General features: G+C 45.5%; 9 protein-coding genes. 1 reads left to right on the top strand and 8 read right to left on the bottom strand.

The window, feature by feature from the left end; translation table 11 throughout:
- Window positions 1-114: 114 nt before the first annotated feature.
- The 6 genes from EFA47_RS08520 to EFA47_RS08545 form a co-directional block, all read right to left on the bottom strand.
- Window positions 115-1902: an aminopeptidase P family N-terminal domain-containing protein gene (locus EFA47_RS08520; protein ID WP_122642886.1), complete on the bottom strand. Its 1788-nt coding sequence runs from the start codon at window positions 1900-1902 to the stop codon at window positions 115-117.
- Window positions 1903-2163: 261 nt separating this feature from the next.
- Window positions 2164-3576 carry an oxaloacetate decarboxylase subunit alpha gene (locus tag EFA47_RS08525; RefSeq protein WP_122642887.1) on the bottom strand — a complete coding sequence of 471 codons (1413 nt, stop codon included), beginning with the start codon at window positions 3574-3576 and terminating at the stop codon, window positions 2164-2166.
- 17 nt (window positions 3577-3593) lie between these two features.
- Window positions 3594-4745: a sodium ion-translocating decarboxylase subunit beta gene (locus EFA47_RS08530; protein ID WP_122642888.1), complete on the bottom strand. Its 1152-nt coding sequence runs from the start codon at window positions 4743-4745 to the stop codon at window positions 3594-3596.
- 20 nt (window positions 4746-4765) lie between these two features.
- Complete coding sequence (locus EFA47_RS08535; RefSeq protein WP_122642889.1) at window positions 4766-5146, bottom strand: biotin/lipoyl-containing protein; 381 nt, start codon at window positions 5144-5146, stop codon at window positions 4766-4768.
- A gap of 18 nt (window positions 5147-5164) precedes the next feature.
- Complete coding sequence (locus EFA47_RS08540; protein ID WP_122642890.1) at window positions 5165-5941, bottom strand: OadG family transporter subunit; 777 nt, start codon at window positions 5939-5941, stop codon at window positions 5165-5167.
- A 14-nt stretch (window positions 5942-5955) separates the two neighbouring features.
- Complete coding sequence (locus EFA47_RS08545; protein ID WP_122642891.1) at window positions 5956-7395, bottom strand: acyl-CoA carboxylase subunit beta; 1440 nt, start codon at window positions 7393-7395, stop codon at window positions 5956-5958.
- Between the two features lie 427 nt (window positions 7396-7822).
- On the opposite strand from EFA47_RS08545, the gene EFA47_RS08550 reads away from it, so the two are divergent.
- A complete protein-coding gene (locus tag EFA47_RS08550) occupies window positions 7823-9172 on the top strand; it encodes a peptide MFS transporter (RefSeq protein WP_122642892.1) in 1350 nt (449 codons plus the stop codon).
- Between the two features lie 200 nt (window positions 9173-9372).
- Here the strand turns inward: EFA47_RS08550 and EFA47_RS08555 are convergent, their stop codons facing one another.
- Entirely contained in the window at window positions 9373-11361 is a 1989-nt protein-coding gene (locus tag EFA47_RS08555) for a 2-isopropylmalate synthase (protein WP_122642893.1), read from the bottom strand.
- Between the two features lie 193 nt (window positions 11362-11554).
- The gene (locus EFA47_RS08560) at window positions 11555-12736 is read right to left on the bottom strand and encodes a D-alanyl-D-alanine carboxypeptidase family protein (protein WP_122642894.1); all 1182 of its coding nucleotides are present in this window, start codon (window positions 12734-12736) and stop codon (window positions 11555-11557) included.
- Window positions 12737-12888: the final 152 nt, after the last annotated feature.

Consider the following 12888-nt stretch of genomic DNA (forward strand, 5'->3'; position numbering starts at 1 on the left):
GAGATATATTTCATATCTTGGGGATTATTGGAGTATATTGCCCTGTTTTTGTCCTTTAGAAATTCCCACATAAAAAAGGATAGTGCCTAAAGCGCACCATCCTTTTTTGTTAGGCTATATAGCCTGCGTATACTTCTTAAGCCATTCTTTCTCCTCTTCTGCCAGATGAGGGGCAATCAGCTCATATACTTTTTTATGGTAATCGTTGAGCAGTTTCTTCTCCTTCTCTGTCATCAGGTCAGGGTTTATGGCATCCAAATCAATGGGCACAAATGTAATTGGCTCAAAATACATAAACTGGCCGTACTCATTCTTTTCTCCCTTGCATACAAGAAGCTCATTTTCTGTACGGATACCATGTGACCCTTCAATATAAATACCCGGTTCATCTGTGATAATCATATTCGCCTCAAAAGGATGTATCTCGTTGGGCCTGAACTGCCAGCGGAAACCTGTAGGTGGTTCGTGGATATTGCCGAGATACCCCACCCCATGTCCGGTACCATGGTTAAAGTTCAGGTTCTGCCTCCAGAATGGCTCCCTGGCCACATAGTCCAGATTCATGCCAGTACAGCCATACAGGAATCTTACATCTGCCAGATTCAGCATACTGACAGCTACCGCTGTAAAATGGTCCTTCTCCTCCTGGCTGATCTCCCCAAGGGCCACAGTCCTTGTAATATCTGTTGAGCCTTCATAATAATGGCCCCCTGTGTCTGTCAGGAAAAGCGCCCCTTCCTTTAACTCCACATTTGTCTCAGGCGTGGAGGTATAATGCACGATTGCCCCATGCTCTTTGTATGCGCAAATGGGTTCGAAACTAGGCCACAGGAAATTCTCCTGCTCTGCCCTCAGCGCTTCCAGCTTGTCCGAGGCGCTGAGTTCTGTTATGACTTCTTTCCCCACTGTATTCTTCAGCCAATACATAAATTTCGTATGTGCAACACCATCTTTGATGTGCGCCTTCCTGATATTCTCAATCTCCACGTCATTTTTTACAGCTTTCATGAGGACTGTAGGGTTCTCCTGCTTTACTGTCTTTACGTTCTCAGGAATATTATTATAAAGGGCATAATTCATCCTTCTTGGATCTATTAAAACAACATCATCTGCTGAAAATCCTTTTACAGCCTCGTAGACATCATTGTATGGGTGTATGCAAACATGGTTCTTCTTAAATTCCTCCAGAATTTCAGTGTTAAACTTTCTCTCATCTGCATACAGGTCCACAGTATTCATATTGACAACCGTGTAGGACAAAAGAAGCGGGAAGTACTCTACATCATCTCCTCTGATATTTAACAGCCATCCTGTGTCATCCAGGCTGGTTATTATATGCCTGGATGCCCCCGCCTGCTTCATGACTTCCCTTACCCGGCCCAATTTAGACTCAGTAGTCTCACCGGCATATTGAATGTCCAGCAAAAAGGCTGGTTTTTCTGACAGGGGCGGCCTGTCCTGCCATATAGAATCTACCAAGTCGCAGTCATAAACCACCGTTCCCCCTTTATCCGCCGCAATATCTGCATATGCCTGTCCTTCATCCACACCCACGGTGCGCCCATCGAAACCAATGATTCCTTCATTAGGCAGGACCATATTTACATATTCCTCCACACTGGGAACCCCAGGCTCTCCCATCCTGCGCAGCATCACGCCGGAACCATCCATCTGCTGTGCCGCCTGGATAAAATACCGGCCATCTGTCCACATGCCCGCTTCATCCTTCGTAAATACAGCCGTCCCTGCTGACCCTGTAAATCCTGTCATAAACGCCCTGGCCTTGAAATGTTCCCCAACATATTCACTCTGATGGAAATCAGCAGTAGGCACAACATACACATCTATGCCCTTTTCTTCCATCAGCTGGCGGAGTCTGTCAACTCTTTCTGATACTTTCATGAAAAAACCTCCTTTACATTCTTCTGACTTATTATATCACTATTTCCTCATATTAGGTAGGGAAATTCTCAGACAAAGTCAAAGACCCCGATGCATGCATCGGGGTCTTTGACTTTCGCGGCAGTCGCCAAATGGACATGTAAACATGTCCGCTTGGCTCGTTGCCCGCGGGAATAGGAGCGCCGCTCCGTCATCTTATCTGATGGCTTTGCGATGCCCTTTGCTTTTATATTTATATATTTCTTTTAAACTACTTGCAGTTTATACCGGATATGACCCGTTTTCAGTGTCCGCTACTTTTGCATCCACTTTTGTCTGCTGTGCTTCCCTGTACTTAAAGTAATCTGTCGCAACCTGGGGGAACAGCGCATATGTCAGCACATCCTCATCCTGCTGTATCCACTGCTCACATTCTTTGCGCAGAGTATCCAGCTCGTTGGGGATTAAATCTGCCGGGCGGCATGTAATGACCTCTGTGTCCCCAATAACCTTCTTCTGCACCTCTGGGTTAAACGGCTTTGCTGTTGCCCCGTATTTTCCAGCTAACACATCCTTTGTCTCCTTGGTAGCCATTTTGTAGCGTTCTCCCATCAGGACATTAAATACAGCCTGTGTCCCCACGATCTGAGAAGATGGAGTAACAAGCGGCGGCTCGCCTAAATCCTTACGCACCCGCGGTACTTCCTCAAGTACATCATAAAACTTATCCTCTGCCCCCTGCTCTTTGAGCTGTGAAGTCAAGTTGGAAAGCATACCTCCCGGAACCTGATAGAGAAGAGTCTTGATATTTACGCCCATATTCTTCGGGTTGAGCAGTCCGCTCTCAAGGGCCTCGTCTCTGATTGGCCTGAAATAGTCTGCAATCTCAGCCAGCAGGTTCTGATCCAACCCTGTATCATAGGGCGTCCCCTTGAACGTCTCAACCATAACTTCTGTGGCTGGCTGTGAAGTGCCGAGGGCAAAAGGTGACATAGCAGTATCAATGATATCTGCGCCAGCCTCCACTGACTTCAGATATGTCATAGAACCTACGCCGGAAGTATAGTGGGTATGCATCTCGATGGGGATGCTGACAGCTTCTTTCAGCGCTGTCACAAGATCTGTGGCCTGGTATGGGCAGAGCAGTCCTGCCATATCTTTTACACAGATAGAGTTTGCACCCATGTCCTCGATTCTCTTTGCCAGATCCACCCAGTATTCCATTGTATAGGCATCCCCCAGGGTATAGGACATAGCCACCTGTGCGTGCGCCTTCTCCTTGTTTGCCGCCGTAACTGCTGTCTGCAGATTTCGGATATCATTCATACAGTCAAAGATACGGATAATGTCTATGCCATTAGCGGCTGATTTCTGCACAAAATATTCTACCACATCATCTGCATAAGGACGGTACCCAAGAATATTCTGCCCTCTGAACAGCATCTGCAGCTTAGTATTCTTAAAACCATCCCGGAATTTACGGAGTCTGTCCCATGGATCCTCATGGAGGAACCTCAGGGAGGCATCGAATGTAGCGCCGCCCCAGCACTCTACAGCATGGTACCCTACTTTGTCCATTTTATCTACGATAGGCAGCATCTGCTCTGTTGTCATTCTCGTGGCAATCAGGGACTGATGCGCGTCACGCAGTATTGTCTCTGTTATTTTAACTGGTTTCTTTTCTATCTCTGCCATTTATTTGTCCTCCATTATTATTTAACCCCAAAAATAGCCATAAATGTCCCGGCTGCCACGGCAGTACCGATAACACCCGCCACATTTGGCCCCATCGCATGCATCAGCAGGAAGTTTGTTGGATCTGCCTCTGCCCCGACCTTCTGTGAAACTCTGGCCGCCATGGGGACCGCGGAAACACCTGCGGAACCAATCAGCGGATTTACCTTTCCGCCGGATAATTTACACATGATTTTACCGAAAAGCACACCTGCAGCAGTACCAAATGCAAATGCAATCAAACCGAGAATTACGATTTTGATGGTATCCATATTCAGGAATGCCTCTGCACTTGTGGTAGCCCCTACTGATGTGCCGAGCAGGATTACAACGATGTACATCAGGGCATTTGCTGCAGTGTCTGTAAGCTGTCTGACCACACCAGATTCCTTGAACAAGTTGCCAAGCATCAGCATACCTACCAATGGAGCTGTTGTAGGAAGAATCACACAAACCACGATGGTAACAATAATCGGGAAAAGAATTCTCTCCAGCTTTGAAACTGGCCTCAACTGATCCATCTTGACTTGGCGCTCTTTTTTCGTTGTAAGGAGCTTCATAATCGGCGGCTGTATGATCGGAACCAGGGACATATATGAATATGCCGCCACCGCAATGGGTCCCAGTATGGCAGTCTGCTGCAGCTTCCCGGCAAGGAAAATAGATGTAGGGCCGTCTGCACCGCCAATGATAGAAATAGCTGCCGCAGCCTTGTCTGAAAATCCCATAGCCATAGCGCCGAGGTAGGCTGCAAAAATACCGAACTGTGCTGCCGCACCGAGAAGAAAACTCTTCGGGTTGGCAATCAATGGCCCAAAGTCTGTCATCGCCCCTACACCAAGGAAAATCAAAGATGGCAGAATTGACCATTCGTCAAGCATATAAAAGTAATAGAGAAGTCCTCCTGTTCCATTGGCAGCATCTTCTGCATGAAGCATAATATCTGGATAGATATTGACCAGCAACATACCGAAGGCTATAGGAACAAGCAGCAGCGGCTCAAAGCCGTGCCTAATTGCTAAATAGAGGAACACACATGCAACCGCAATCATGACCAGGTTTCCTATGGTCAGATTCATAAATGCGGTCTGCTGCACGAGGTTTCCCAGCGTATTTGAAATATATTCCATTTGTCAAACCTCCTGGTGAACTAGTTTAATGTAGCTAACACTGCTCCTGCTTCCACCGCATCTCCTACTGCTACATCAATGCTGGCAACTGTTCCTGCCTCCGGGGCTACTACAGGTATTTCCATCTTCATTGCCTCAATGATGACAACTGCATCACCAGGCTGTACACTCTGTCCTACATTTGCTTCAATTTTAAATACTTTTCCGGCTGCCCCTGCTTTTACCTGAATACTTCCTGCTGAACCAGACTTAGCAGCTGCTGGTGCCGCTGGTGCTGCCTTCGGCGCTGCAGCCGGCATCGGCCTGGGTGCAGCCACTGGTGCGGGAGCCGCTCCTACCCCATTTTCTTCCACTGTTACATCATACACATTTCCGTTTACTGTAATTGTATAATTTTTCATCTCTTAATCTCCTCCTGATTAACTCCATTTATTTGATTTTCTTCTCTTTATGGAACGGACCACAAACCCATCTGTGGAAGTACCTTCGGATGCAGCAATTGCCGCTGCAATTACTGCTGCAAGCTCTCCGCCGTCGTCTGATGCCTGTACAGCCTCCGCTGCAGGCTCTGCCGCCTTAGCAGGAGCCGGCTCTGTATTTACGGCCTCTGCCTTTTTACTGAATTTCTTTTCAATTGCAGGGATAAACTTAAATAAAGAAATAATGAATGAGATGAAAATCAATACAACAAATACAGTTCCCATTCCCAGTATTGTATTAAGTCCCGCCTTCTCCAGAATCTCGCCGGTTGTATAATTGGCATTCACCGTCAGGCTTTCCAGGTTCATCTTCTCGTCAAAAGCAAAAGAAAGTTCTCCATCCCTATTCTCAAAGTCTGCCTCTGCACTAAGCGTTGCCCCGCTGTTTGAAGTCTCCAGCCGGTATTCTCCCATATCTATAAGTCCGCCGCATTCTTTGATTCCGGCCTTCCATGCTTCTATCATTGCCAGGAAGTCGTCTGACTCAATGGGCAGCCCTGACTGCAGCAATGTCAGGTTCAGCTCAAGGTCAGACATCTCAGAAAACCCTTCAAAATCACTTTCAGCCATGTTATTAAAACTCTGGATGACTGTGTCTGCATACTGCTGCATCATGTCCTGATCATATTGTGCTGTGTCGGCTGCTTTGCTCCCACATCCTGTAAAGCTGAGGATGAGGAGTAAAACAAGCCCTGTTAAACTGATTTTTTTCTTCACTTCGCCTCACCTCACTAAACCGTACCGTGTTTTTTGTCCGGACGATCCTCTCTCTTTGTGAACAGCATCTCAAATGCTCCAATTACATATTTCCTCGTATCTGCCGGTTCAATGATTGCATCTACATATCCCCTTCTTGCAGCAGAAAGTGGACTGGACTGCAGCTCTTTATATTCAGACGCCTTTTCTTTCAGCGTCTCAGCATCCGCATCTTCATACATAATCTTCGCGGCCAGGCCAGAATCCATCATGCCGATCTCAGCTGAAGGCCATGCATAGACCATATCCGCGCCGATAGATTTGCTGTTCATGGCTACATAAGCGCTTCCAAATGCCTTTCCTACAATCACATTTACCTTGGGAACCGTGGCATTGGCAAATGTATATGTGAGTCTCGCAACGGCTCTCGCCATGTTCTTTTCAGACTCCACGGTAGCGGCAAATCCTGAAATATTTGTAAGCGTCAGGACTGGGATTGAGAACGCATCGCAGAAATTCACAAAATCAATCGCTTTCTTACATCCGTCCACTGTCAGGGCGTTGTCAAACTCCTCTGCGGCGCTGCCATCCTCGCCGTATACTTTAGAGCGGTTGGCAACGGCGCCCACAGTCATGCCGTTTAAACGGATGAACCCTGTCACCATGTCTTTTGCATATTCCTTCTTTGTCTCAAAGAAAACATGGTTGTCAGAAATTGCTGCAAGGGCAATGCCTGTATCTTCTGATGCATTGGCAATATCTGCACAGGCGCGGTTCAGGTCATCTGTACATTCTGTGTAGGAAAGGTCGTCCTCATTATTTGCAGGAATCATGCAGGCCAAAGTACGGATCTGCCCGAGAATCTCTGCCTCCTCACCGATGCCATCCACTAAGCCTGCTGTCTTGCTCTGGTATTCTGGGGTGGCTGTGTCACATTTGGACATCTCATTTCCCTCCAGTGCATTAGGAGAATTTACAAATAATCTGCCCTGGCTGCTTTCCATAAAAGTAAAATCTGTCAATCCGGGAACAACAGCAAGGCCGCCGCCGCACATTCCGAATACAGCAGTGATCTGCGGAATCACGCCGGAAGCCATAGACTGCTTAAAATACAGGCTTCCAAAAGCCTCCAGCGCATCCGTAGCCTCCTGTAGCCTTAAACCGGCACAGTCTACCATACCGATGACTGGAGCCCCCATTTTCATTGCCATATCATAAATATTTGCAATCTTCTTTGCGTGCATCTCGCCCACTGCCCCCTTCAATACAGTAGCATCCTGGCTGTACACATACACAAGATTGCCATCAATCACCCCGTAACCAGTGATGACACCATCTGCCGGAGTGTCTTTTTTCTGCAGGTTGAAATCTGTGTTCCTGGCTGTAACAGCACCGCCGATCTCAACAAAGCTCCCCTCATCAAGCAGCATGGCAATTCTTCTGCTCGCCGGGTTTTCTGTAGCGTTGTAGCTCATATCCTAGCCCTCCATATTATAAAATTTGTTTAAAATAAAACCAAAATTTCTGCCTATTCTAGTATATAATACTTAATACAAAATTTCAATTCATAAATACAGATTCTGATATTTTTTTCACAGTCCTTGGAAACACCACAAGTAAATTTTCGGCATGCCAAAATTTACTTGCTAAAACATACCCTGAAATTATATTTGTATGGCCAGAGTATTATAATAGGAAGTATTTATAAAAACCTTATGAAAATTTGTAAATAAATTATAAATTTTTATTTGTTCTTTCCTATAAACTATGGTACAATTTCTTCATGGAGAAATTTTTGACAAAGAAGGAGGTTTTTCAAACTCTGGGAGGATACTAGATATCCTCAGCATCTAGCACCATGTCAGTGCAGCACTATAAAAAACTAATTGGAGGGTTTTTATTATGGAAACAGCAAAAAAGAAGAGACCTTTTGGCTTTTATGTCTGCTCTTTGGGTTTCACATTTGAGCGTTGTGCATTCTACACAGTAAAATATTTACTGGCCATCTGGATCGCAACAAACGCTGCTGGCGGCGGCTTGGGGTTGACCGATGCCAAGGCAGCTTCCATGTCAGCTTTATTCGTGGCATTTACTTACATTACACCAATTTTTGGCGGATACATCGCTGACTACTGGTTAAGTCCAAGAATCTGTGTTATCGCAGGTATGATTCTTATGGGACTTGGCTACCTGTGTACATGGCAGGCCCACTCTACAGGACTTGTGTGGGCAATGATCATCCTTGTTTCAGTAGGAACTGGTTTATTCAAGGGTAACCTTTCCGGTGTAAACGGCCTGTTGTTCGAGGACAAAGATGAACTGAACACTGCATTCTCCATCCAGTATTCTTTTGTCAACGTGGGTTCATTCATCGGAACTACATTTATCGCAATCCTGCCGGCAACTTTTGGTGTCAGCTACAACTTCGTATTCTTACTCTGCGCAATCTTCCTTTTTGTAGACGCAATCTGGTTTGCAGCTAACTCAAGATCTCTGGGAGAAGCAGGAAAGAAACCTTTCAAAAATGACCAGAGACAGTTTGTTGACAGCAACAAAAAGAAAGATGAAGCGAACAAACCTCTTACAGCAGGGGACAAAAAACGTATTGCCGCTATCATCCTCGTAACACTTTGTTCTGTTGTATTCTGGATGGTTTGGTATCTGGCTTACATGCCTGCATACTATCACTTCGGATGGGGCGACGGCGCTGACTTTTTAAACCATGCCAACTGGTATATCGGAAGCTTCCAGGTTCCGACTGCATGGTTTGACTCTGTAAACGCCCTTACATGTATCGTTCTTGGTCCAACACTGGCTATGGTATGGGCCAAAATGGCAAAAAGGCCGCAGGGCGATATGAGTATGTTCAAGAAAACAGCTTTAGGCATTATCCTTGTAGGCTGCGCTTTCGTGGCAATGGTAGCTGCTGATTTCATCAGGGGCGACGGCCAGGCATCTCTTATCTGGATCGTGCTCGTAGCACTTTTGATGTCCATCGGTGAGATGATCTTCTCTCCTCTTGGAAACTCCTTCATCACTATGCTGGCTCCCGCAAAGGTTCTCGGACTGCTGCTTGGCTTCTGGCCAATCGCCGTATTCTTTGCAAACAGTATCTATCCTGCACTGTATTCATACTTGAAGACAGTTTCATTCCAGGCTGGATATGGGGTGCTCGCAATTGTGGTAATTGTGATTGGAATTATCCTATGGGCATTCAGCGGTAAGCTTGATAAACTTGCTGCGGAAGATTAATTACTAAATTCCGCCCACTAAACAGTATGTATCTTTATACCGTGGGCAGACCTGCGTCGCTGCAGGATACAAAATGGGCCGGGGCATTATGCCCCGGCCCATTGCCATACAGCCCACATAATTTCATCTGTCTATATCCTCTGATCATATTCCAAAACTGATAAAGGCCCCGAATGCAACGCATCGGGGTCTTTGACCTTTTATTTCCTATTCCTGAACTGTACTGGAGTCGTATTATACATTTTCTTAAATATCCGGTTAAAATGCTCTACATTCTGATAGCCGACTGATTCAGCAATGCTTTCCACTGTAGCGCTGCTGCCCTTGAGCATTGCCCTGGCTTTCTTCATTCTGACCTTTTTTAAAATATCGCCAAAGGTCATACCTGATTTTTCTTTGATATACTTAGATAAATAAGGCTTGGAAAGATAAAATTTCTCAGATAAATCATCCAGCGTCACGTCCTTATAATTTGCATAAATGTAATTGGTTATCTCCAAAAGCCGCTCATCCTTGCAGGATTCTGAATTTTTAATGTCGTCCAGCTTATTTACGGCAACTACCAGCGCTTCTACAGAAGCTTTTATAATATCAGCATCAATGCCTACGCCCCAGTACTTTTTCTTATTGCATACCACGCCCACATATGCGACAGCCTTGGATGAAGAGCCCTTGGTGAGGGAATGTTCTTCATAAAAGGCCAGCTCATAGCTGATGTCAAAGTAGTGCTTTATAGCATTGCTCACCGCATCTAAACGGCCGTTCCCCACTCCGGTTATCACCCGCTCACTGCCTGCATGGTGTATAACCGCATCCGCCACTATCCCATCCTCCTGCTTAAAATGGCATTCATCTAAAGTAAAGTTGGATTTTGCATTAATATAATGATCCTCGAAAATATGGTAAACCCAGTCAGGATCCAGTTCCTTGTGTGCCTTGTCGGATACATCCTTAACCAGATATCCCACTTCCTCTTTCATCTTCTCTGGAAGGCTGATTCCAAAACTCTGTTTCAGAATATAATTTACACCGCCCTTGCCTGACTGGCTGTTGATGCGTATTACGTCTGAATCATATCTTCTGCCCACATCCTTTGGATCGATGGGGAGATATGGCACGTTCCACTTCTGCAGTTTCTTTTCCTCTCTCCAGGACATGCCTTTGGCAATCGCGTCCTGATGTGAGCCTGAGAATGCAGTAAATACAAGTTCCCCTGCATAAGGTTGGCGGGGGGATACTTTCATTCTAGTAAGGCGCTCGTACACCTCACAGATTTCGCTCATATTTGAAAAATCCAATCCCGGATCCACGCCGTGTGAAAACATGTTCATGGCAAGGGTGATGATATCCACATTCCCGGTCCTCTCACCATTCCCGAAAAGAGTCCCCTCTATGCGGTCAGCACCTGCAAGGATGCCAAGTTCTGCATCACTGACTCCTGAACCGCGGTCGTTATGTGGATGGAGAGATAAAATTACATTGTCGCGGTATAAAAGGTTCTTATCAAAATACTCTACCTGGCTTGCAAATACATGGGGCATCGCATTTTCCACGGTAGTAGGGAGATTGATGATCGCTTTGTTCTCCCCGGAAGGCTTCCATATTTCCAGGACAGCATTGCAGACATCTAAGGCATACTCTACTTCTGTCCCCGGAAAACTTTCAGGACTATATTCAAATGTAAAGTTACCCTCCGTCTCCTGTGCAAGCTGTTTCAGTAGCTTTGCCCCGTCAACCGCAATCTGCTTTACCTCTTCTTTATCTTTCCGGAAAACCTGCTCTCTCTGAGCCACGGAAGTCGAATTATATACATGGATTACAGCATGGGGAGCGCCCTTTACTGCCTCAAAAGTACGCTTTATAATATGTTCCCTGGCCTGGGTCAGAACCTGTATGGTGACATCATTGGGAATCATATTCTGTTCGATAATTGTTCTTAAAAATTGATATTCTGTCTCCGAAGCAGCGGGAAAACCTACCTCTATCTCTTTAAAGCCTACCTCCAGCAAAAGCTGGAAAAATTCTATCTTCTCATCCAATCCCATAGGTTCAATCAACGCCTGGTTCCCATCCCTTAAATCCACACTGCACCAGGCTGGGGAGGTATCAATATGGTCCTTTTTCACCCAGTCATAACATGGTTCTGGCGGCATAAAATACATCTTTTCATACTTTTCATAGTTGTTCATAATGACATCTCCTTATATTATATCAAATTAATTGTCTTTTTTTATCTTCATCTATACTAACATAAGAACACGCCCTTATCCAGTGGTAAATTTAATCATTTATATTGATTTTTTTTATTATTCACTTCTAATTTTATGGCTTTACCAAAGGCCTCCATGTAAAAATATAATATTTGATGATTTTAGGAATTCTTTATGCTGCTGTTTTTCCCGGAGATAAGGGTTTAGGAGGCTCCATAAAATATAGATCAAATATCGTTTTAAAATACCAGGAGAAAGTCTTTTCAGACACCCCTGATGTTGTAACCACATCATAGGCCCTGATCTTTTCCCCATTCAGCATATATGTGACTTCCCCTACTTTCTGCCCTTTTGACACAGGGGCCGTGAGAATTTCCTCCTTATGCAGGGCAATATCTATCTGCTCATCTTTCCTTAGCAGCATCCTCAGCTCTTTTTCCTCCCCCACTGTCTCAAGCGGAACAGCTATTTCTGTTTTAAAAGGCTCTTCATTGTCAGCCCCATTTTTGACCAGGATATTCCCAGGATCTGTTTCCTGCCAGATTTCCCGGTACTCATAATTTTCCAACCCATAATTCATGAGTTTTTTGGTGTCCGCCCATTTGTAGCTTTTATTGTTGGGCCAGCCACAGGCCAGCAAAGCCACAATAAAAGTTCGTTCTCCCTGCCTTAAGGAACCCACATAACAATACCCTGCATCTCCTGTAAAGCCTGTTTTACCTGAAAGGGCGCCTTCCATCATCTGCAGAAATGCGTTGTGGTTTGTGCAGGAATATGACCTTTGGCCCGAACAGTCTGTAAACTGGTAGCTTCCCGCCCTTGTTATTTCGAGAAACATACTTTTCTGGGGGGAGTCCATAATACAGTACTTCATAATCCTCGCCAGATCCTCTGCTGTGGTGTGGTGGGTTCCCTTTTCATCCACCGCATCCAGGCCATTAGGGGTAATAAAATATGTATTGCCACAGCCTAGCTGTTCTGCCTTTGCATTCATCATATCCGCAAAGCCTTCCACGCTTTTCCCGATATTCTCGGCAATAATAACGGCAGAATCATTATGTGATTCCAGCATCAGGGAATAAAGGAGATCCCTTAAATAGAACTGCTGCCCGGCCGTCACCCCCAGATGCACTTTAGGCTGGGAGGCCGCATAATCACTGACTTCCATCTGTTCATCCAGCTTTCCATACTCCAGCGCCAAAATGCAAGTCATAATTTTCGTGGTACTGGCCATGGCCTTCTCCTGCTGCCCGTTTTTTGAAAATAAAACACGCCCACTGTCCGCATCCATTAACACTGCCGACTGGGCGTATAAATTGTCCGGCTCTCCTTCTGCTGCCTGTATCTCAGGCATACGGCCCTTCCCAGGAAAAAGGCTTAAAAAGCATAGACTAATTATACAGAGAACCGACGTCCATCTTCTTTTATGTACAGGCAATTTTCTTACTGTTTTTCCTTCTCTCTCCCTCACGCTCGTTTTCGCTCCAACTATATACTATTATTAGT

Origin of the sequence: Luxibacter massiliensis, from assembly GCF_900604355.1 — a bacterium.
Lineage (GTDB): Bacteria > Bacillota > Clostridia > Lachnospirales > Lachnospiraceae > Luxibacter > Luxibacter massiliensis.